This window comes from Allobosea sp. R86505, from assembly GCF_042466375.1.
Lineage (GTDB): Bacteria > Pseudomonadota > Alphaproteobacteria > Rhizobiales > Beijerinckiaceae > Allobosea.
This window is the reverse complement of the sequence record NZ_JAXHPY010000001.1, coordinates 2,365,358-2,385,622: the sequence shown is the minus strand read 5'-3', so window position 1 is coordinate 2,385,622 and position 20,265 is coordinate 2,365,358. Positions and strand designations below refer to the sequence as shown.

20 protein-coding genes are annotated in these 20,265 nt (G+C 68.0%); 8 read left to right on the top strand and 12 right to left on the bottom strand.

Annotated features, from left to right (window positions below; all coding sequences use genetic code 11):
* On the bottom strand, positions 1-831 hold the full coding sequence (locus tag SJY11_RS11490) for a UDP-2,3-diacylglucosamine diphosphatase (RefSeq protein WP_376989308.1): 831 nt from the start codon (positions 829-831) through the stop codon (positions 1-3).
* 124 nt (positions 832-955) lie between these two features.
* Here SJY11_RS11490 and SJY11_RS11485 point away from each other — a divergent pair, with 124 nt between their 5' ends.
* From SJY11_RS11485 to SJY11_RS11465, 5 genes are all read left to right on the top strand, one after another.
* Positions 956-1,735 (top strand): SDR family oxidoreductase, encoded by a 780-nt coding sequence (locus SJY11_RS11485; protein ID WP_376986740.1) that lies wholly within the window; start codon positions 956-958, stop codon positions 1,733-1,735.
* A 289-nt stretch (positions 1,736-2,024) separates the two neighbouring features.
* A complete protein-coding gene (locus SJY11_RS11480; protein ID WP_376986738.1) occupies positions 2,025-2,954 on the top strand; it encodes a DMT family transporter in 930 nt (309 codons plus the stop codon).
* A gap of 126 nt (positions 2,955-3,080) precedes the next feature.
* Complete coding sequence (locus SJY11_RS11475) at positions 3,081-3,701, top strand: helix-turn-helix domain-containing protein (protein ID WP_376986737.1); 621 nt, start codon at positions 3,081-3,083, stop codon at positions 3,699-3,701.
* A 119-nt stretch (positions 3,702-3,820) separates the two neighbouring features.
* Positions 3,821-4,189 (top strand): antitoxin Xre/MbcA/ParS toxin-binding domain-containing protein, encoded by a 369-nt coding sequence (locus tag SJY11_RS11470; RefSeq protein ID WP_376986736.1) that lies wholly within the window; start codon positions 3,821-3,823, stop codon positions 4,187-4,189.
* Positions 4,182-4,709: an RES family NAD+ phosphorylase gene (locus SJY11_RS11465; protein WP_376989307.1), complete on the top strand. Its 528-nt coding sequence runs from the start codon at positions 4,182-4,184 to the stop codon at positions 4,707-4,709. The genes SJY11_RS11470 and SJY11_RS11465 overlap by 8 nt, the downstream gene beginning before the upstream one ends.
* A gap of 12 nt (positions 4,710-4,721) precedes the next feature.
* On the opposite strand, the gene SJY11_RS11460 is transcribed toward SJY11_RS11465, so the two are convergent.
* From SJY11_RS11460 to lysM, 8 genes are all read right to left on the bottom strand, one after another.
* Positions 4,722-5,663 (bottom strand): c-type cytochrome, encoded by a 942-nt coding sequence (locus SJY11_RS11460; RefSeq protein WP_376986734.1) that lies wholly within the window; start codon positions 5,661-5,663, stop codon positions 4,722-4,724.
* Between the two features lie 140 nt (positions 5,664-5,803).
* Entirely contained in the window at positions 5,804-6,235 is a 432-nt protein-coding gene (locus tag SJY11_RS11455) for a c-type cytochrome (RefSeq protein WP_376986733.1), read from the bottom strand.
* 130 nt (positions 6,236-6,365) lie between these two features.
* Entirely contained in the window at positions 6,366-8,675 is a 2,310-nt protein-coding gene (locus SJY11_RS11450) for a xanthine dehydrogenase family protein molybdopterin-binding subunit (RefSeq protein ID WP_376986732.1), read from the bottom strand.
* Between the two features lie 111 nt (positions 8,676-8,786).
* A complete protein-coding gene (locus SJY11_RS11445; protein WP_326906424.1) occupies positions 8,787-9,101 on the bottom strand; it encodes a rhodanese-like domain-containing protein in 315 nt (104 codons plus the stop codon).
* Between the two features lie 18 nt (positions 9,102-9,119).
* A complete protein-coding gene (locus SJY11_RS11440; protein ID WP_376986731.1) occupies positions 9,120-10,439 on the bottom strand; it encodes a TRAP transporter large permease in 1,320 nt (439 codons plus the stop codon).
* The gene (locus SJY11_RS11435; RefSeq protein WP_376986730.1) at positions 10,436-10,939 is read right to left on the bottom strand and encodes a TRAP transporter small permease; all 504 of its coding nucleotides are present in this window, start codon (positions 10,937-10,939) and stop codon (positions 10,436-10,438) included. Before SJY11_RS11435 ends, SJY11_RS11440 begins: the two co-directional genes overlap by 4 nt.
* A gap of 8 nt (positions 10,940-10,947) precedes the next feature.
* A complete protein-coding gene (locus SJY11_RS11430) occupies positions 10,948-12,000 on the bottom strand; it encodes a TRAP transporter substrate-binding protein (RefSeq protein WP_376986729.1) in 1,053 nt (350 codons plus the stop codon).
* Positions 12,001-12,245: 245 nt separating this feature from the next.
* A complete protein-coding gene (lysM, locus tag SJY11_RS11425) occupies positions 12,246-12,683 on the bottom strand; it encodes a peptidoglycan-binding protein LysM (protein WP_376986728.1) in 438 nt (145 codons plus the stop codon).
* Between the two features lie 199 nt (positions 12,684-12,882).
* Here lysM and SJY11_RS11420 point away from each other — a divergent pair, with 199 nt between their 5' ends.
* Positions 12,883-13,311 carry a GlcG/HbpS family heme-binding protein gene (locus SJY11_RS11420; protein ID WP_376986727.1) on the top strand — a complete coding sequence of 143 codons (429 nt, stop codon included), beginning with the start codon at positions 12,883-12,885 and terminating at the stop codon, positions 13,309-13,311.
* A 22-nt stretch (positions 13,312-13,333) separates the two neighbouring features.
* Here SJY11_RS11420 and SJY11_RS11415 read toward each other — a convergent pair whose 3' ends face one another.
* Together SJY11_RS11415 and SJY11_RS11410 are read right to left on the bottom strand one after the other, a co-directional pair.
* Complete coding sequence (locus tag SJY11_RS11415) at positions 13,334-15,853, bottom strand: hypothetical protein (protein ID WP_376986726.1); 2,520 nt, start codon at positions 15,851-15,853, stop codon at positions 13,334-13,336.
* A gap of 147 nt (positions 15,854-16,000) precedes the next feature.
* Positions 16,001-17,236 carry a urate hydroxylase PuuD gene (locus SJY11_RS11410; RefSeq protein WP_376986725.1) on the bottom strand — a complete coding sequence of 412 codons (1,236 nt, stop codon included), beginning with the start codon at positions 17,234-17,236 and terminating at the stop codon, positions 16,001-16,003.
* Positions 17,237-17,363: 127 nt separating this feature from the next.
* Between SJY11_RS11410 and uraH the strand changes: the two genes are divergently transcribed.
* Both uraH and puuE read left to right on the top strand, forming a co-directional pair.
* Entirely contained in the window at positions 17,364-17,717 is a 354-nt protein-coding gene (gene uraH, locus SJY11_RS11405) for a hydroxyisourate hydrolase (RefSeq protein WP_376986724.1), read from the top strand.
* A gap of 156 nt (positions 17,718-17,873) precedes the next feature.
* Entirely contained in the window at positions 17,874-19,292 is a 1,419-nt protein-coding gene (gene puuE / locus SJY11_RS11400; protein WP_376986723.1) for an allantoinase PuuE, read from the top strand.
* Positions 19,293-19,479: 187 nt separating this feature from the next.
* On the opposite strand, the gene SJY11_RS11395 is transcribed toward puuE, so the two are convergent.
* Complete coding sequence (locus SJY11_RS11395; protein ID WP_376986722.1) at positions 19,480-20,241, bottom strand: SDR family NAD(P)-dependent oxidoreductase; 762 nt, start codon at positions 20,239-20,241, stop codon at positions 19,480-19,482.
* Positions 20,242-20,265 lie beyond the last annotated feature (24 nt).

The window sequence follows — 20,265 nt, the reverse complement described above, 5'->3', positions numbered from 1 at the left end:
TCAGGCTGCCTCGACCAGCGCCGGTACGGTCTGCGGACGCGCCGGGACGACGACCGGGACGGCGGCCTGCCCCTTGAGGCGCCCCTGCGGCCAGCGGATCATCTCGAAGCGCCCGTCATGATGCTCGACCACCGCCGTGCAGCTTTCGACCCAGTCGCCCGTGTTGATGTAGGTCAGCCCCTCGATCTCGCGGAAGGCGGCGTGGTGGATATGCCCGCAGACCACGCCGTCGGCCTGGTGCCGGCGCGCCTCGGCGGCCAGGCAGACCTCGAACTCGCCGATGTAGTTGACCGCGTTCTTGACCTTGTTCTTGGCCCAGGCGGAGAGCGACCAGTGCGGCAGGTTGAGCAGCCGCCGCACCCGGTTGACCACCGCGTTCGAGGCCAGCGCCAGCGTGTAGGCCCAGTCCCCCAGCAGGGCGAGCCATTTGGCGTTGCGCACCACGAGGTCGAACAGGTCGCCATGGATGACGAGCAGGCGCTTGCCGTCGGCCGTCTCGTGGATGACCTCGTCGACCAGCGTGATGCCGCCGAACTGCAGCCCGGTGAAGTCACGCAGGAAGTCGTCATGGTTGCCCGTGACGTAGGTCAGCTTCGAGCCCTTGCGCACCTTGCGCAGCAGCTTCTGGATGACGTCGTTATGCGACTGCGGGAAATACCAGCCGCTCTTCAGCCGCCAGCCGTCGATGATGTCGCCCACCAGATAGATATGCGGCGCGTCATAAGCGCGGAGAAATTCGAGAACCAGATCTGCCTGCGCCCCGCGGGTGCCCAGGTGGAGATCCGAGATGAAGATGCTGCGAACCTGCTTCGCGTCGTCCTCGTCGCCCATGCCACCCGGCCCGTTCTGTTGCGATGCGTCCGGCATGTGTCTGATTTGCGTTGCGCTTTGATGACGGGCCCTCCGATCCGTGGTCTGTCTGCCGCTCGATGACAAAAGCCTCCGGAGGAATGCGATGGATCTGGGAATTTCGGGCCGTACGGCCATTGTCTGTGCCTCCAGCAAAGGGCTCGGCCGCGGCTGCGCCCAGGCGCTGGCCGAGGCCGGCTGCACCGTCGTCATCAATGGACGCGACGGCTCGACGCTCGAGGCGACGGCGAGCCAGATCCGCTCCAGCACCGGCGCGACCGTGATTCCCGTCGTCGCCGACGTCTCGACCCGCGCCGGGCAGGACGCACTGCTCGCCGCCGCCCCCGAACCCGACATTCTGATCAACAACAATGGCGGCCCTCCGCCGAAACCGTTTCGCGATGTGTCGCGCGAGGCGCTTCTCGAAGGCGTCGTCCAGAACATGGCGACGCCGCTCGAACTGGTGCAGCGCGTCGTCGATGGCATGATCGCCCGGCGTTTCGGCCGCATCGTCAACATCACCTCGGCGAGCGTTCTGACTCCGCTGCCGGGGCTCGACGTCTCCTCGGCGGCCCGCGCCGGGCTCACCGCCTTCCTCTCGGGCGTGGCGCGCGAGGTCGCTCATGCCAATGTCACGATCAACAACGTACTCCCGGGAATGTTCGACACCGACCGGCTGAAGGGCGGGCTGACCAAGATGGCGGCGATGAAGGGGGTCAGCATCGAGGAGATGGCGCAGGCCCGCCGCGCCGACGTGCCGGCCGGTCGGTTCGGCGAGGCCGACGAGTTCGGCCGGCTCTGCGCCTTCCTCGCCAGCGCCCATGCCGGCTACATCACCGGCCAGAACATCCTGATCGACGGCGGGGCGTTCCGGGGGAGCTTCTGAGGTCGGCGGCCTCAACCCTCAGCCCTCACCCTGAGGAGCCGCGAAGCGGCGTCTCGAAGGAAGCTCCAGTGGGCACCTCCTGAAACATCCTTCGAGACGCGCTCCTATGGAGCGCTCCTCATGATGAGGGCTGAGGGGAACCGAGGCAGAGGGGGCGGGAACACCCGCCCTCCCATGAACAGCCTGACGGGGTTGCAGGCTCGGCGCTTTGAAGCCCGGTCTGGACGTGGTCTAAACAGACGACTCGCGGCACCGCCGCCGCCACTTCTCCTCCCACCGCGCCGGTCCCTTGTCCCCGCTTCTCGGCATCAGCCTGAAACTGCTCTCGGCGCTGGCCTTCACGCTGATGTCGGCCGCCATCAAGCACATGTCGTCGCGCTACCCGACCGGGGAACTGGTCTTCTTCCGCTCCTTCTTCGCGCTGATTCCGCTGCTGATCTGGCTCGCCTGGCGCTCCGAACTGCCGGGTGCGCTGAAGACGCGCAATCTGCGCGGCCATCTCAAGCGCGGCGTCATCGGCTCGACCGGCATGTTCTGCGGCTTCGCGGCGCTGCAGTTCCTGCCGCTCTCGGATGCGGTCGCGCTCGGCTATGCCGCGCCGCTCGGCGTCGTCGTGCTGGCGGCGCTGGTGCTGAAGGAGCGCGTCCGGATCTATCGCTGGAGTGCAGTGACCGTTGGCTTCGTCGGCGTCCTGATCATGCTCTCGCCCCATCTCTCGGCCGGCGCGCTGAGCCAGGGCTTCCAGGCCGGCCCGGCGCTCGGCGCGGCGCTCGGCCTGGCCGGCGCGTTCTGCTCGGCCTTCGCCTCGATCGAGGTGCGCCTGCTGACCAAGACGGAAAGCACCGGCGCGATCGTCTTCTATTTCATGCTGCTGACCAGCGCGCTCGGCCTGATCACGCTCGCCTTCGGCTGGCGCATGCCGGACCTGACGGAAGCCGCCATGCTGGTGGCGATCGGCGTCCTCGGCGGCTTCGGCCAGATTCTCCTGGTCCAGGCCTATCGCTTCGGCGACGCCTCGCTGATCGCGCCCTTCGAATACTCGACCATGATCTGGGCCGTGCTGATCGGCTGGTTCGTCTTCGGCGAATGGCCGGTCTGGACCATCCTGGTCGGGGCGACGATCGTCATCGCCTCGGGAATCTACGTCATCCTGCGCGAGCAGCGGCTGGGCGTGCTCAAGCGCGAGCAGCGCGAGATCAGCTCAAGCCGCCCCACCTGAGCCGCGCGCCGGTTTCGCACCGCAGCAGCGGCTTGCCCCGCACGACCGCAGCGGGCATTGTCCGGTCAGACAAACATTTTCGTTCGATCGTGCAAACGATCCGACAGACAAGGCAGGCCGATCCTCATGGGTATCGAGACGAAAGAGCGTGGCGGACGCGAGTTCGAATCCGGGGCTCACGTCGTCTCGGGGCAACTCGGCAAGACGATCCAGCGCCTGCGCAAGGCCTATAACTTCTCGCTGTCGGAGCTCGCCGAGCAGTCCGGCGTCGCCAAGTCGATCATCAGCCAGATCGAACGCAATGAGACCAACCCGACGCTGGCGACGATCTGGCGGCTGTCCCAGGCGCTCGACATCTCGATCGAGCGCGTGCTTTCCAGCGGCGAGGAAGAGCCCTTCATCGAGAAGACCGCCCGCGCCGACACGCCGATCCTGGTCTCCGAGGACGGCAAGCTGAAGCTCGCCATCGTCGGCTGGATCAAGACCGTCGAATGGCTGCAATGGTACGATGTCCAGTCCGAGCCCGGCGGCGAACTCGATTCCGAAGGGCACCAGCGCGGCTCGATCGAGTCGCTCTCGGTCACCTCCGGCGAGTTCGAGGTCGAGGTCGGCGACATCATCCAGCGTGCCAAGGCCGGCGAAACCCTGCGCTACCGCTGCGACCGCCGCCACGTCGTGCGCTGCGTCGGCGACGGGCCCGGCACGGCGATGATGGTCTGCATCCTCAAGGCGGCGGTGATGGAATAGGCAAGGGTTTCGGTCAGCGATGGGAGTTCAGTTCCGACCGCACCGTGCCGCACCTTGTTGCCGCCCCAACCTGAGCGCATATTGATCACCGATTGATCAACCGTTGCAGGATTTGCGACATGACACTTGCCTTGGAGCTGACGGCGACGAGCTTCCGCGAGGCAGGAGAGCCTTATCTCTCGGCACGCCGCGTCTCGGAAAGGCTTGGGCTGCCGCTGACGGACATCGCCGCGATGACCGGGGTCGCGCGCACCACGCTCACAGCCAAATCGGGCCGGCGCCGTGTCGATGCCGCCCTGAGCCCACTGGTCCGGATCATCGCCATGGCCGCTGAAATGGCGGGAGACGAGGGCCGCGCCGCCATCTGGTTCAAGCATCAGCCCCTTCCCGGATGGGGCGGCAAAACCGCCTATGACCTCGTACGCGAGGGCAAGAGCGACCGGGTTCTCGACTATCTCGAATCGGTCCGCGCGGGTGTCTATTCCTGAGCCCGGCGCGGCGGCGGACTGGGTCCTGTGGCGGGCCTATGTGCCGCGCTGGTCCCATCTGCCGCTCTCGGGAGACGGAGCCGCGCGCTATGGCGGCCGCTGGAACGCCGTCGGACAGCCATGCCTCTATGCCGCCTGCGAGATGTCGACCGCCTGGGCGGAGTACAATCAGGGCCTGACCCAGCATCCGGCCCTGATCGCCATGCTGGAGGTTTTCGGCGCCCGTCTCTTCGATCTGACCCTGCCGGAAAACCTCGCGACCATCGGCCTGACAACGGCGATCCACCCGACCGCCTGGCGTCTTGAAAGCGACGCCGGACACGTGCCGCCCACTCACCGGCTCGCCGCGCGCCTGCAGGCCGCAACTTGGGACGGCGTCGTCTATCCGTCCTTCATGTCGCCGGGCGGGCGCTGTGTCGCGCTCTGGCGTTGGAACGAGGCAGACGCTCCCCGGGTACACGTGATCGACCCCGAGCAGCGACTCCCGAAAACGCCCGATTCATGGCCGCCGCGAGGATAACGCTCTCCCGCGTCACCCGCCCGTCTTCACCGGCCGCGGCGGGCCCTGCACCGCCGGCAGCGACTTCAGATACTCCGCCATCGCCTGGCGGTCGGCCTCGGGCAGTTGCGCCGTGTTGCGCACCACCGCCGCCATCGTGCCGCCGACACTGTCGAATTCGGGCGTGAAACCGCTCTTCAGCAATTCGGCGATCTCGCTTTTCGACCATTTGCCGAGCCCCTCAGGCGTCTGGGTGATGTTGGGAACGAAGCCGCGGCCCTCCGGATCCGGGCCGCCGGCGAAGCGGGTCGCCTGGACGATGGCGCCGAGCGCGTTGCGGTTGGAGTGGCACTCGGCGCAATGGCCCGGTCCGTTCACCAGATAGGCGCCCCGGTTCCACTCCTCGCTCTTCGTCGGGTCGGGCTGGAACGCCGCGCCTTCGAAGAACAGGAGCTTCCAGCCGCCGACGATGCGACGGATGTTGAAGGGGAACGGCAACTCATGGGCCGCCGCCCGGCCCTCGACGGCAGCGAGCGTCCGGATATAGGCGAAGAGATCGGCCAGCGCCTTGGGCGGCATCAGCCGGTAGGAGGTGTAGGGAAAGGCCGGATAGTAGTGCTGCCCCTGCGGCGAGACGCCGGCCGCCATCGCGTCGACGAAGTCCTGCACGCCCCAATTGCCGATGCCGTCCCGGGTATGGGGCGAGATGTTGGGGGCGTGGAACGTCCCGAAGGGCGATTCGAGCGCCAGCCCGCCACCGAGCCTCAGCTTGTCGTCCTGGTTCGGGGTGGCGTGGCAGGAAGCGCAGCCACCGGCCGCGAACAGGATGCGCCCGTTCTCGAGGTCGGGCACGCCCAGCGTGCCGATCTCGGGCGACGGCGAGACGACGCGGGGGTCGGTGAGCAGGTAGAAGCCGCCCAGTCCCACAGCCGCCAGCAGCACGAGCGTGACCAGCAGACGGCGAAGGCGCAGCATCTTGAAGCTCCATGGCAGACGACGGACCCGCACCGCAGCGGAGGCTGCGGCGCGCGCATGTCAGCACAACGTGCCGGAAGCCGGAAGGCTCCATCGGTCGGCCCGAGACTGAGGTCGACCGACCGCCGCCGGGACCGGCGTCACTTCTTGATGCGGTAGACCTCGTGGCAGCTGCCGCAGTTCTTGGTCGCGTTGCCGAAAGCCGTGCGGAAGGCGGCGACGTCGGCCGCCGTGCCGATGGCGGCGGCATCGGTCTCGAACTTGACGAAGGCCGCCTTGAAGCCGGCCTGGTCCTCCCAGATCTTCGGGGCCGCGGTGGTCTCGCCGCCGGTCTTCGATGAGACGGGATAGAGCCCCGGCATCTTCTTGGCCGAGTCGATATAGGCCTTGGCGATGGCCTGCGCCTTCGCCGCCTCGAAAGGCGCCTCGCCCTTGGCGATCGCCGCGCCGTCGCGGGTGGCCGCACCGACGGCCTTCATCGTATTGCGGCGTTCGGTGATCGGGTCGGACTGGGCGAGGACAGCGGTGACGCCCAGTCCCAGAACGGCAGCGACGGCGATGGTGCGGATCATGGTGCTTCCCTGAAGGCTTCGGTGGCCGGAATGGCGCCGATTGGAACCATTCCAGATCAACCGATCCCGCTGTCGGCGCCAAGTGCCATTCGCGTGAGCAGTCTTGCGCCAGCGCAAGCCTGCCCTTGCGTCAGAGCCGATACCCTGCTTCCTTCAGCGCGTTGAACACCTTCAGCGGCGTCGCCGGCATGTCGATGGCCTTGATGCCCGCGGCGCGGTCGAGCGCGTCGACCATCGCGTTCATCACCGCCGGGCACGCGCCGATCGCACCGGCCTCACCCGCCCCCTTCACGCCCAGCGCATTCGTGACGCAGCGGACATTGCGAGTCTCGAAATGGAAGTTGGGGATGTCGATCGCCCGCGGCAGCGCATAGTCCATGAAGGTCGCCGTCAGCATCTGGCCCGAGGAGTCGAAGCGGATCTCCTCCATCAGCGCCTGGCCGATGCCCTGCGCCGCGCCGCCATGGACCTGGCCCTGCAGCATGATCGGGTTCAGCGTCATGCCGAAATCGTCGACGACCACGTAGTTGACGATCTCGGTCGCGCCGGTCTGCGGGTCGATCTCGAGCTCGCAGACATGGGTGCCGTTCGGATAGGTCGCCTCCGGCGGCTGCCAGCTCTGATGCACCCGCAGCATCTCCGTGGTGGCGCCGGGCAGCGCCGCGATGGCCGCGAGGTCGAGTGCCTTGTCGGTACCGACGACGCGCACGGCCCCGTCGATGATCTCGAGATCGCCGATGCCGGCCTCGAGCTTCTCGGAGGCGAGCTGCTTCAGGTTGTCCGAGAGGATCGCGGTCGCCTTGTCGAGCGCCGCGCCGCCGACGGGGATCGAGCGCGAGCCGCCGGTGCCCGACCCGGTCTCGACCTTGTCGGTATCGCCCTGGATCACCCGGATGCGGTCCATCGGGATGTCGAGATGCTGCGAAACGAGCTGCGAATAGGCCGTCTCGTGCCCCTGCCCGTTCGACTGCGTGCCGATCAGCACGGTGACCATCCCGTCCTTCTCGAGGATCACGGTCGAGCTCTCGGGGCCGCCGCCGCCGCAGGCCTCGATATAGCTGGCCATGCCGATGCCGCGGATCTTGCCGGCCTTGTTGGCGGCGCGCAGCCGGGCCTTGAAGCCCTTCCAGTCCGCCACCTCCATGGCGCGGCGCATATGGCCCTCGAACTCGCCGGAATCATAGACCGGCCCGGTCTGGGTCTTGTGCGGCATCTCGCTCGGCTTGACGAAGTTGAGCGCGCGCACGGCATCGGGCGTCTTGCCCGTCTCGCGGGCGATCGCATCGACCAGCCGCTCGATCAGATAGGCGGCCTCGGGGCGCCCAGCGCCGCGATAGGCGTCGACCGCCATGGTGTTGGTCAGGATGCCGCGGAAGCGCACATGCACGGCCGGAATGCTGTAGCAACCCGGCGTCATCGTCGTGCCGACCCAGGGGATGAAGGGCCCGTATTGCGAGAGATAAGCGCCCATCTCGGCGGCGAGATCGACCTTCAGGGCGATGAACTTGCCGCGCTTGTCGAGCGCCATCGTCGCGGTGGCGAGATTGGCCCGGCCATGGGTGTCGGCGAGGAAATGCTCAGTGCGGTCGGCGACCCAGCGGACGGGGCGCTTGAGCGTCTCCGCCGCGACCATGGTCAGCGGGTATTCGCGATACATGAAGATCTTGGTGCCGAAGCCGCCGCCGACATCCGGCGTCACCACCCGGATGCGCGAGGGATCGACCTTGAGAATGCTCTTGGCCAGGATGTCGCGCGTGCCATGGCTGCCCTGGCTGCCGAGCGTCAGCGTCCAGCGCTTGGTCGCCTTGTCGTATTCGGCGATGCAGGCACGCGTCTCCATATAATTGGAGGCGAGCCGGTTGTTGACGATGGTGACGGCGACGGTGCGGTCCGCCTTGGCGAAGGCGGCATCCGTCTTGGCCTTGTCGCCCTGCTCCGCCTCGAAGGCGACATTGCCCGGCCGGTCGGGCCAGATCTGCGGCGCCTTGGGATCGAGCGCCTCCTCGATGCCCGTGACCGAGGGCAGGCTCTCCCATTCGATCTCGATCGCCTCGGCGGCGTCGCGCGCCTGGTCGAGCGTCTCGGCGACGATGAAGGCGACCGCCTCACCGACATGGCGGACGGTGTCGGTGGGCAGCACGGGCACGGGCAGCGGCGTCACCGGCTCGCCCGAGATCGTCTTGATCAGCCCCTTGCAGGGCAGATCGCCGAGATGGGCGACGTCCTCGCCCGTCAGGATCAGCTTGACGCCCTTCATGCGCCGCGCCGTCTCCTTGTCGCGGATCTTGAAGGTGGCATGGGCGTATTGCGAGCGCAGGACGAAGCCATGCAGCGCGCCCTCGACGGCAGTGTCGTCGGTGTAACGGCCGGCGCCCGTGGTCAGGCGCTGGTCCTCGACGCGGCGAACCGGCTGTCCGAATCCGAATTTCATGGGGCGCATGGTCGAAAGTCCCTCAGATTGGTCGAATGAAACACTGGCCCAGGACGGAGCTGACGTCAGCCCCGGCAAGGAGCGTGCCGCGATGCGCGGCGCGCAAGACGGCAGGTGCGCTCAGGTCGAGACCGGCTCGCCCCGCATCGCCCAGTCGCGGAAACCGCCGAGGTAATGGCTGTCGACGTCGAGCCCGGCCGACTGCGCGAATTCGAGCGCCCGCAGCGAGCGCACGCCGGCGGCGCAGGACAGCACCAGCCGCTTGCCCGGCTCGTTGGGCAAATCGGCGGGGTCGAACCGTGACAGCGGACGGGAAACCGAGCCGGGAATATGCCCGGCGGCGAATTCATGCGGCTCGCGGACGTCGACGAGGAGGATGGAGCCGTCGGCGAGGCCGGCCTTGATGTCGTCGATGTCGAGATCGTTCACGGTCACGGGCAGGCTCCGGCGCGGTCAATCCAGCAGCTTCACCAGATAGAGGCTGAGCGCCGGAAATGCCACCACCAAGCCCAGCCGCAGGACATCCGCCGCCACGAAGGGCAGCACGCCGCGATAGATCCGCGTCACCGGCACGTCGCGCGCCAGCGACGCCACGACGAACACGTTGAGGCCGATGGGCGGGCAGGTCATACCGATGCCGACGACGATCAGGACGAGGATGCCGAACCAGATCGCGACATCGTCGGCCGGCATGCCGAAATCCAGCGCCGTCACGATCGGAAAGAACACCGGCAGCGTCAGCAGGATCATTGCCAGCTCGTCCATCACCCCGCCGAGCACGATGTAGAACAAGAGCAGCCCGATCAGGACAGTGTAGGGAGCCCAGCCGGAGGCGGCGATCATCTCCGCCGCCGCCGTCGGCACCTGCGTCAGCGCCAGGAAGGCGTTGAAGACCTCCGCCCCGAGCAGAATCGCGAAGATCATCGCAGAGGTCTCCGCCGTCTGCAGGATGGCCTGGCGGACAGCGGTGGGCGTCAGGGTGCGACGCACGAGGCCGATGACCAGCATGACAAAGGCACCGACCGAGGCGCCCTCCGTCGGCGTGAACACGCCGCCATAGATGCCGCCGACGACGATGACCGCGACCAGCAGCGCCGGAATCACGCCGAGCAGCGGCCGCACCCGGTCGGCCCAGGCCACGCGCGGCTGCGCTGGCCCCCAGTCCGGATGGCGCCGCGTCATCAGGGCGATCGTCACGCAGTAGAAGGCGGCGGCCAGCAGGCCCGGGATCAGCGCCGCCTTGAACAGCTTGGCGATGTTCTGCTCGGTCGAGATCGCATAGACCACGAGGATGACCGAGGGCGGGATCAGGATGCCCAGCGTGCCGCCGACGGCGATCACCCCGCAGGAGAAGCCGGGATCGTAGCGGTAGCGCCGCAGTTCCGGCAGCGCCGCGCGCGAGAAGGTCGCGGTCGTCGCCACCGCCGAGCCGCAGATCGCCCCGAAGCCGGTGCAGGCGCCGATCACCGCCATGCCCAGCCCCCCGCGGCGATGGCCGACCACGGCCGACGCCGCCTTGAACAGGTCGCCCGCCAGCCCCGAGCGCTCGGCGAAAGCCCCCATCAGCACGAAGAGCGGGATCACCGAGAGCGTGTAGTTGGCGAAGATCTGGTAGGGCGTGGTGCGGATATAGTTCAGGAACGGGTCGAGCCCGTTGAGCTGGATGTAGCCGACGCCGCCGACGAGCATCATGGCCAGCCCGATCGGCAGCCGCAGCGCCATCAGCGCCAGCATCACCGAGAACCCCGTGACGGCCATCGCGAAGCCGCTCACGCAGGGGCCCTCGCGAGCCGCACGGCGCTGACGACCGCGCAGGCGGCCACCAGCGCCGCCAGCGCCGCACAGGCACCGATCGGCAGATAGCTCGGGATCTGCAGGACCATGGTGTTTTCGCCCGTCGCGAAGGCCGCGCGGGCGCCGACGGCGAGCCGCCAGGCGATCAGCGCCATCACCAGCGCGTAGACGAGGTCCCAGCCCGCATCGATGCGCCGCTGCCAGCGCTCGGGCAGCTTCAGCGTGAAGGTGTCGACGAAGATGTTGCCGCGGCGCAGCTGGCACCAGGGCAGGAAGCAGAAGGCGGCGAGCGCGGTGGCCATCTGCACCAGCTCAAAATCGCCCGGCACGCCCGCGCTGCCGACGAGGTCGGAGCGTAGCGTCACGCTGATCACCACCGTGACCGAAAGCGTGATCAGCAGCACCCCGCCCAGCAGCGCAACACTCTGCACCACGCGCTCGAACGCCGATGGCGCGGCCTCCCCCCGATCGCGCGCCATCGTCCCGGTCACGCCGCCTTGTCGTGCTTGGCGATCGCGGCCTTGGCGTCGGCGAGCAGCTTGTCGCCGTCGAGGCCCTTCTCCTTGGTCGACTTCAGCCACGCCTCGATCACGGGTTCCGTGGTCTTGCGCCAGCGCGCGGCCTCGGCCTCCTCGATCACCGTAATGGTGTTGCCACGCTTGCGCACCATGTCGGAGACGACGATGGCCTGCTCGTCCCAGACCTTGCCGGCCATGCCCGCCGCGGCCGCGCCGGAATTGCGGTCGATGATCGCCTTCAGATCGGGCGCCAGCGCCGCGTACTTCGCCTTGTTCATCGCGAGGATGAAGGTCGCGACATAGAAGGTCGGCGAGCCCGGGATCTCGGTGTGGAACTTCACCAGTTCCTGCACCTTGACCGAGGGCACCACCTCCCAGGGGATGACGGCGCCGTCGATGACGCGCTGCGCCAGCGATTCCGGCACCTGCGGCACCGGCATGCCGATGGCGTTGGCGCCGAGCGCCTTCAACGCCTCACCTGCCAGCCGCGTCGGGAAGCGCAGCTTCAGGCCCTTGAGGTCCTCCATCGTCTTGATCTGCTTGTTGGCGTGGATCAGGCCGTGATCATGCGTCCACAGGCAGATCGGGTGCACGTCCTTCAGCTCGGCGGCGAGGTTCTGCTGCGCGTACTCGGTCAGCGCGAGCGAGTTCACCAAGGCCCGCTTGTTGGCGACGAAGGGCAGCTCGAAGGCCTCGAGCCCAGTGAAGCGGCCCGGCGTATAGCCCGGCAGCGTCCAGACGAGGTCGGCCACGCCGTCGCGCGCCTGGTCGAAGAGCTGCGGCGGCGTGCCGCCGAGCTGCATCGACGGAAAAATGTCGATCTTGATGCGGCCGTTCGACTCCGCCGCGACCTTGTCGGCCCAGGGCTTGAGGAACTTGGCATGGCCGACGGCCACCGGCGGCAGGAAATGGTGCATCTTCAGCGTCACCTCCTGCGCATCGGCACGGGTGGCGCGCAGCACGGCCGGCGCGGCGACGGCCGTTCCGGCCCCTATCAGAAATCGGCGGCGATCGAACGTCATGACTTCCCTCCCGAGGATGTCGCCTGCTTCTCTGCGCCGCCCCGGCGGGACGGGCGCATGACAGTGTCTTCAACTTAGCACGACCGGCGGCGAGTCTGGGCCATCGGCCCGCGCGCTTCTGGATCGCGAGAGATCGTTGCCGACGCAACCAAATCCGTCAAGGTCCCGACCGGCCGCCAGGACCCGCGGGGCGTGAAAAAACCGCGCCCCGGAAGGCGCGGTCGTGACGAGACACTGCGGCGCACTCAGGCCTGCGGCGGGATCCGCAAAACCCAGCCGGGCTGGATCAGATCCGGATTCTTCACAGGCGGCGTATTCGCCTTGACGATGTCGTTGTATTTCGCGCCCTGGCCCTTGCCGTAATGCTCCTCGGCGATCTTCCAGAGCGTGTCGCCCTTCTTCACCGTGTAGAACACCGCCGCCGGCACCTCCTTGGTCACCGCGAGTTCGGATTCGACGGTGGCGATGCCGACGGTGTTGCCGAGCGCGAGGATGATCTTCTCGGCCTCCTCGGTCGACATCGCCTTGCCGGTGACCTTCACCTTGTCGCCGTCGACCGTGATCGCGACGTCGGAGGGCAGGCCGTGGCCGGCGAGTTCCTTCTGCAGCGCGTCGGGCGTCGCCGCCTTGGCCGAGCCGAAGATCTTGGCTCCGGCATCCTTGATGAAACTGAACAGGCCCATGCGTTTCCTCCATCCGTTGGGCCCCCATCAAGCCCAACTGCGGTGACATGTTCAAGGCGGCTGTGCCGCAGCCAGTGCTTTTCGCGGGGGATGCCGTAGCGGGAGCCCAGATCATCAGCGCAGAAGAATGCAGAAGGGGGCTTTCCCCGGCCCGCAGCGACTGTCACAAGCGCGCAAAACCGCCAACAGGAGCTTCCCGATGCTGACCCTCGCCCAGGCCCAGACGATCCTGGCCACCGCCCTTGCCCATGCCCAGGGCGCCGGCTTCAAGCCGCTGGCCATCGCCATCCTCGACGCCCGCGGTGCGCAGAAGCTCTTCGCCGCGCAGGACGGCACCAGCCTGAAGCGCGGCCAGATCGCGCTGGGCAAGGCCCATGGCGCCGTCGCCATGGGCGTCGGCTCGCGCGCTCTGCACAAGATGGCGCTTGAGCGCCCCTATTTCGTCGAGGCGGCGACCCACGCCGTCGGCGGCTCGCTCGTGCCGGTTCCAGGTGGCGTGCTGATTCGCGATGCGGGCGGAGCGCTGCTCGGCGCGATCGGCATCTCGGGCGACACCTCCGACAATGACGAGGCCGCGGCCTTGGCCGGCATCGCCGCCGCAGGCCTCGTCGGCGACACCGGCGCCTGAGAAGGCACCGACGCGGCCCGGATCAGTGGGCCAGCGCTGACGACACCGTCTCGCGGCCCGTCGGCGCCGCGGGGCCGAGCCTGAACGAGTCACGCACCTGCTGGGACGGGCCGGCGAGCATAGAAGGCAGCAGCGAGCCGCCATCGGCGACCAGCGGCTCGTCCTTCAACGGCGGCAGCGGCAGCAGATCCTCGCCCTCCTCCAAGGGGGCCGGGCTCACGCGCTCGCGCAGTTCGGCCAGTGCGCCTTCGAGCGGCCTGAAGCTGAACGTCACCTTGTGGCGCCCGGCCGGAACCTGGACGGCCCGGAACAGGACATTGGCCTTCAGGATGTCGGTCTCCACCCCGTCGATCTCGGCCCGCCACCAGGGATGCCAGATGTCGTTGAGCACGACGAAACCTGCGATGGGTGCCGTGACCTCGATCTCAACCTCCGTGTTCTCGTAGCGGCTCAGCCGGATCTCGGCCTTGGCCAGGGCCGGCCCCTCGGTCATGGGAAGCGGCGGCTCGGCGTCGAGCAGGACGGATTGCTGGGGTTCGACCTCCGGCCAGCGGCCGCTCTGCTTCATCGCCTCGAAATCCGCCATTTCCCAGCCGCCGACGAACTGCACCCTCGGCAGGGCGCGCGGGTTCTCGTAGACATAGCCTTCCCTCGTCCGCGCGATCAGCTTGAGGTCGCCGTCACGCAGAGCGTGGTCGACCTGCTCGATCGGCACCGGCGAGGCGATGTAGCGAAGCCCCAGCAGATTGGCGAGGCGGCAGCGATAGGAGGGAAACAGCGGCGTGAACTTGCGCTGGTCGGGCCCGGCGATGGTGTCGCGCGTGCCGACAGCCTCTGAGAAATCCGCCAGCCGCAGCGGGTTGTAGCCGAGCGTATGGTCGAAGCCATGGACCATGCCGGCATTGGGCCATTCGAAGCCCATGCCGAGCAGTTCCACCCGGTCGCGCCGCAGCGAGCCCGCCGGCTGGGCCGTCAGCCGCTTCAGCACCTGCACCGTCTCGTTACGGGTGTCGGGGCGCAGCACGTCATAGAGATCAGGCGCCAGGGCGGTCGATTCATTGGGCCCATTGTTGACCCCGAGATCGGCCGCCACGACGCCGGTGACCAGCATCGCCGCCGCCAGCGGGCCAAACCCGCTCCGCATGTGGCGCAGTCCATAAAGCAGAGCCAGCGCGGCTGCGAACCAGACCATCGCCAGCGCCACGGGTTTCAGCGCCTCGGCCAGCCGTCCTTGCTCCGCGGACAGCAGCAGCGCAGCGGCACCCAGGACGATGACGAGCCCGCCGCCCCAGAGCAGGTCGCGCTTCGTCAGCCCGAACTGCGGCTCGCTGAACAGCCGATGCAGCATATAGCCCGACAGGACCGCGCCGAGTGCGCCGATCAGGAAGGTGGCATCGGCCGGCCGGCGGAAGGCGTCGATGCCCGGCAGATAATGATAGAAAGCGGCGAAGGCGGGCGTGTAGCGGCCGAGCGCGAATAGCACCATCAAGCCGAACAGGATCGTGAGGCTGCGGATGCCCCGGTCCCAGAGCCAGCCGCGGCTCAGCCCCGGCACGATCAGCAGCAGCGCCGGCAGCGCCCCGAAATAGACCTGCCCCATGTTCTGCGACAGGAACAGTTCGTTGGCGTTCCAGTGCGGGCTGTAGGGGCCCCAGAAGTCGACCTTGCCGTCATGGGCGCCGAACAGATCCGCGACGAAGGCGGTCAGCAGCGAGGCCGGGTGCAGCGACCCCCGCCCTGCTTCGACCAGATCGACCGCGGGCCGCGTCGTCGCCTCGGCGAAGAGCCAGGTCCAGAGCAGCGGCAGCGCCACGACGCCGAGGCCGACCACCGCCGCCAGGGAACCCGGCAGGAGGCTGGCGCGCAGCGCCGGCCAGCCGCCGGACAGCCAGTGCGCCACCACCACGCCGATCAGGATATAGGCTCCCAGCAGCGCGACCTGGTCGGGCTCGACCATCATCAGCCCGGCGGCTAAGCCCGCCACCGCCCCGGCGACGAGCGAACCGCGCTGTAGCATCCGCAGGGTCAGCCACAGCGCGATCGCGAAGAAGGCGAGGCTGGCGATCTGCCCGACATGCTGCACCCGCCAGGCCGCCGAGGCACCGAAGGCGAAGACGAGCGCCGCTAGCAGGCCGCCGGCCGGGTGCCAGCTCCGGTCGCGGAAGATCATCATGACGGCCAGACCGCCGGCCAGCAGATGGGCGAGCACATAGGCATCGACGGCGCGGAAGCTCGGCGCCGGCGACAGCAGGGCCAGCAGGATCGCGGGGGAAAAGATCAGCGACTGGGGGTCGGCCACCTGAGGCGAGCCGCCGAAGACGTTGTGAGTCCAGAACGGAGACTGCCCCGAATGCAGCGCATTCGCGAGAAACTGAATCTGCGCCTGGAAATGCGCCTTGGCGTCGAACGGGATGGTGACCGCGCCCGACAGCCAGGGCCAGCACAGCACCACCCAGACACAGATGAAAGCCACAGCCGCCAGCCCGTAGCCGGCGAGCCTTTTCGAATGCGCGTCCAACGGACCCCCCGGTCCCATCTTCATGCCGGAGGCTCCCGGATCGGGAGCCAGAGCCCAGCCTGTCAGGGGCCGGACCATGCGCAGGAGCAGGTGAACCGAAACTGAATGACATCACGCAGCCGTGATCGCGGCTGCGCGCAGCGTCAGGAAAATCTTGCAGCGATCGTCGACTCAGCGCCCTCGCGCCAGCCATTGCGCCAGCACGCGCCGCTCTTCGGCCGTCATCCCCGAGAGGTTGTTGGGCGGCATCGCATGGGTCATCACCGCCTGGACGCGGATCGCTCGGGCATGGGCCGCGATCATCTCCGGCTCATGCAGGAGGACGCCCTTGGGCGGAATCTGGATGCCGGGCCAGGTGGGCTCGGGCGCATGGCACATGGCGCAGCGCCCGGTGACGATATTGGCGACGGCCTCCGGCGGCGGCTGCAGCCCAGCCAGCATCACCGGCTTCACGTCAGGCAGCGGTGCAAGACCGAGCCGCTCGCGCCCGCCGGGCGACGACGCCATCGCGACCCAGAAGGCGAGCCAGAGCGCCACCAGCGCCACCGCCCAGGTCCACCACGGCGATTTCGCATGGTCGGCATGGCGGATGTTGAAGAAATGCCGGATCAGCGCGCCCGCCACGATGATCAGCGCCACCAGCACCGGGATGACCGCCGAATTGGCATAGGTGACCGGATAGTGGTTCGACAGCATCAGGAACAGCACCGGCAGGGTGATGTAGTTGTTGTGCAGTGAGCGCTGCTTGGCCGCCTTGCCGTATTTCGGGGCCGGCTTCTCGCCGGCCGTCAGCGCCGCGATGACCTTCCGCTGGCCCGGCATGATGTTGAAGAAGACATTGGCGGTCATGATCGTCGCCATCAGCGCGCCGGTGTGGATCAGCGCGCCACGCCCGGAAAAGACCGAAGCAAACGCCCAGCTCGCCACGACCACATAGGAAAAGCCGAGCACCCCGAGCACGACGTCGTTGCGCCCGAGCGGCGAGCGGCACAGCCAGTCATAGAACAGCCAGCCGAAGACCAGGGCCAGGATGCCGATGGCACCCGCGGCCGGGGGCGAGAGCTGCATCACCGCCGGGTCGATCAGATAGAGCTCCGACTGCGCGTAATAGACCCAGACAAGCAGGAAGAAGCCCGAGATCCAGGTCCAGTAGGCCTGCCATTTGTGCCAGGTCAGCTCGGCCGGCATCACGGCGGGCGCGACCAGGTATTTCCGCATCTCGTAGAAGCCGCCGCCATGGACCTGCCACGCCCGGCCGCCCTCGCCCGGCGGAATGTCGGCCGCGGGACGCAAGGACGCGTCGAGGTGGATGAAGAAGAAGGACGAGCCGATCCAGGCGATCGCCGTGATCACATGCAGCCAGCGCAGCAGCATGCCGCCCCATTCCATCAGATAGGCGTCGAGCATCGCCGCGGTGGTCCCCTCATCAGGCGCGCAGGACGATGGACTTCGCCCGCGCCGAAGTTACGGTTGGCGCGAGGCGGCATGCAAGCGCGGCGCCGCGCGCGGCGAGATAGAAGGCGGGAAGGACGGCATGGCGGGACTGACGACCCATATCCTCGATACCCATGGTGGCGTCCCGGCCGCAGGCGTGGCGGTGACGCTTCGCCGCGTCACGGACGGCAAAGCCGAAACCCTGGCGACCACCGTGACCAATGCCGATGGCCGCACCGACGCACCGCTGCTGACGCCCGAGGCGACGCAGCCCGGCCTCTATGAGCTCGACTTCGCGATCGGCCCCTATTTCCGCGGCCGCGGCGTCGCCCTGCCCGACCCCGCCTTCCTCGAGACCGTGACGGTGCGCTTCGGCATCGCCGACACCAGCCGGCACTGGCATGTGCCGCTCAACTGCTCGCCCTATGGCTATACGACCTATCGCGGGAGCTGACGGCCGTCGTCATTGCGAGCGCAGCGAAGCAATCCAGAGCCAAAGGCCAGACGGCCCCTGGATGGCTTCGCTTCGCTCGCCATGACGGTACGCAACTTGCTTATCGATCAACAGCTTACGTTCCCAACCTGAATCACTTTGCGAGCGCCGTCCGCCATGACCGACACTGCCTATCCGCGCGACCTGAAGGGCTATGGCCGCACTCCGCCGCATCCGCGCTGGCCTCGCGGCGCCCGCATCGCCGTGCAGTTCGTGATCAATTACGAGGAGGGCGGCGAGAACAACATCCTGCATGGGGATGCGGCCTCCGAGGCCTTCCTGTCCGAGATCGTCGGCGCCGCGCCGTGGCCCGGCCAGCGCCACATGAACATGGAGTCGATCTACGAATACGGCTCGCGCGCCGGCTACTGGCGGCTCTGGCGGATGTTCACCGAGAGGAACATGCCGGTGACCGTGTTCGCCATCGCCAGCGCGCTCAAACGCTATCCCGAGATCGCGTCCTCGATGCAGGAGGCTGGCTGGGAGATCGCCACCCATGGCCTGAAATGGATCGACTACCGCGACGTGCCCGCCGAGAAGGAGCGCGCCGACATCCTCGAGGCCATCGCCATCCAGCGCGAGATCACCGGCGAGCGCCCGCTCGGCTTCTACCAGGGTCGTTCCTCGGAGCGCACGACGCCCCTGATGATGGACGAAGGCGGCTTCCTCTACACCGCCGACAGCTATGCCGACGAACTGCCCTACTGGCTCGAGGGCCCGAAGGGGCCGCAGCTCGCCGTGCCCTACACGCTCGACGCCAACGACATGCGCTTCGCCACGCCGCAGGGCTTCAACAGCGGCGACCAGTTCTTCGCCTATCTCAGGGACTCCTTCGACCTGCTCTATGCCGAGGGCGAGACGGCGCCGAAGATGATGTCGATCGGCCTGCATTGCCGCCTCGTCGGCCGGCCGGGCCGGGCGGCTGCACTGGCGCGCTTCCTCGATCATGTGCAGAGCCATGACGATGTCTGGGTCGCGACGCGGCTCGACATCGCCCGCCACTGGGTCCGCCACCACCCGCCGGCCGGTGGCTATCGCCCGTCCGCCGTGCCCAAAGCACTCTTCGTCGAGGTCTTCGGGCGGATCTGGGAGAATGCGCCCTGGATCGCCGAGGCCACATTCGACGCCGGGATCACGCCCGCCCATGACGATGCCGCAACCCTTCATGCGGCGATGGCGACGGTGATGCGCGCCGCCCCGCGCGACAAGCTGAAGGCGCTGCTGCTCGGCCACCCCGACCTCGCCGGCAAGCTCGCGGCGGCCGGCGAGATGACTGAAGAATCGATCGGCGAGCAGGCCTCCGCCGGGCTCGACCGCCTCACGCCCAGCGAGCGCGCCCGCTTCACGCAACTGAACGACGCCTACAAGGCGCGCTTCGGCATCCCCTTCATCATGGCGGTGGCCGGCGCCAGCAAGGACGCGATCCTGGCGGCCTTCGAGACGCGGCTGCAGAGCGCGCCGGAGGTCGAGTTCGAGACCGCGCTGGGGCAGGTCGAGCGCATCTCGCTGCTGCGGCTGAAGGAGATCATGCGGTAAGGCGCAAGCGCCTGGATACCCTTGAGCGGTCTGAATGAGAGCGCGTGGTCATCCCGGACCAGCGGCGAAGCCGCGCCGATCCGGGATCCATTCCTGAGCCTATCCGGAAATGGTCAGGCATGGATCCCGGGTCTTCGCTTCGCTGCGCCCGGGATGACGATGAGCGTGGGGCATCTCAACGCGCCCTCTACAACCCGCTCACCAGATGCCCACCATCGACGGCGACCACCGCCCCGGTCATGTGGCGCCCCGCCTCAGAACAGAGCAGCAGCAGCGGCCCATCGAGATCGGCGGGGTCGCCGATGCGACGGGTGGGGATGCGCTTGGTTAGCACCTGCCCGGCCTCGCTGTCGAAGAACTCGCGGTTGATGTCGGTGACGATGTAGCCCGGCGCCAGCGCGTTCACCCGGATGCCGTGGCGCGCCCATTCCAGCGCCAGTCCCTTGGTCATCTGGATCAGCCCGGCCTTGGAGACGGCATAGGGCACGACGCGAGTCATCACCCGCTCGCCCAGGATCGAGGCGATGTTGACGATCGCGCCGCCGCCCGGCTGCTTCATCATGACCTGCGCCGCCGCCTGGGCCGCGAAGAAGCAGCCCTTCAGGTTGACGTCGAGCTGCGCATCCCATTGCGCCTCGGTGACTGAGATCGCGGCTTCCGTCTCGCCAATGCCGGCATTGTTGATGAGCACGTCGAGCCCGCCGAGCAGCCGCGCCGCCTCCGCCACACCCGCCTGGATCGACGGCACCGAGGCGACGTCGAGGACGAGCGGCATCACCTGTCCCGGCAGCGCCGCGCAGTCCGCCGCCAGTTCCTCCAGCCGCTCGACCCGGCGCGCTGCTGCGACGACCTGCGCGCCCTGCCCGGCCAGAAGCCGCACGAAATGCGCGCCCAGCCCCGACGAGGCGCCGGTCACCAAGACACGCTTGCCCTTCAGATCCTCGCCCATTCGATCCTCGTCTCGTTTCCGCTG

What these genes read in the sequence shown, in the direction of transcription:
- SJY11_RS11395 (WP_376986722.1), bottom strand. Translation starts at nt 20,241, where the DNA reads ATGGGCGAGGATCTGAAGGGCAAGCGTGTCTTGGTGACCGGCGCCTCG.
- SJY11_RS11435 (WP_376986730.1), bottom strand. Translation starts at nt 10,939, where the DNA reads ATGGCGCGCGATCGGGGGGAGGCCGCGCCATCGGCGTTCGAGCGCGTG.
- SJY11_RS11415 (WP_376986726.1), bottom strand. Translation starts at nt 15,853, where the DNA reads ATGAAGATGGGACCGGGGGGTCCGTTGGACGCGCATTCGAAAAGGCTC.
- SJY11_RS11450 (WP_376986732.1), bottom strand. Translation starts at nt 8,675, where the DNA reads ATGCGCCCCATGAAATTCGGATTCGGACAGCCGGTTCGCCGCGTCGAG.
- SJY11_RS11485 (WP_376986740.1), top strand. Translation starts at nt 956, where the DNA reads ATGGATCTGGGAATTTCGGGCCGTACGGCCATTGTCTGTGCCTCCAGC.
- SJY11_RS11490 (WP_376989308.1), bottom strand. Translation starts at nt 831, where the DNA reads ATGGGCGACGAGGACGACGCGAAGCAGGTTCGCAGCATCTTCATCTCG.
- SJY11_RS11430 (WP_376986729.1), bottom strand. Translation starts at nt 12,000, where the DNA reads ATGACGTTCGATCGCCGCCGATTTCTGATAGGGGCCGGAACGGCCGTC.
- SJY11_RS11470 (WP_376986736.1), top strand. Translation starts at nt 3,821, where the DNA reads ATGACACTTGCCTTGGAGCTGACGGCGACGAGCTTCCGCGAGGCAGGA.
- uraH (WP_376986724.1), top strand. Translation starts at nt 17,364, where the DNA reads ATGGCGGGACTGACGACCCATATCCTCGATACCCATGGTGGCGTCCCG.
- puuE (WP_376986723.1), top strand. Translation starts at nt 17,874, where the DNA reads ATGACCGACACTGCCTATCCGCGCGACCTGAAGGGCTATGGCCGCACT.
- SJY11_RS11410 (WP_376986725.1), bottom strand. Translation starts at nt 17,236, where the DNA reads ATGCTCGACGCCTATCTGATGGAATGGGGCGGCATGCTGCTGCGCTGG.
- SJY11_RS11475 (WP_376986737.1), top strand. Translation starts at nt 3,081, where the DNA reads ATGGGTATCGAGACGAAAGAGCGTGGCGGACGCGAGTTCGAATCCGGG.
- SJY11_RS11455 (WP_376986733.1), bottom strand. Translation starts at nt 6,235, where the DNA reads ATGATCCGCACCATCGCCGTCGCTGCCGTTCTGGGACTGGGCGTCACC.
- lysM (WP_376986728.1), bottom strand. Translation starts at nt 12,683, where the DNA reads ATGGGCCTGTTCAGTTTCATCAAGGATGCCGGAGCCAAGATCTTCGGC.
- SJY11_RS11420 (WP_376986727.1), top strand. Translation starts at nt 12,883, where the DNA reads ATGCTGACCCTCGCCCAGGCCCAGACGATCCTGGCCACCGCCCTTGCC.
- SJY11_RS11460 (WP_376986734.1), bottom strand. Translation starts at nt 5,663, where the DNA reads ATGCTGCGCCTTCGCCGTCTGCTGGTCACGCTCGTGCTGCTGGCGGCT.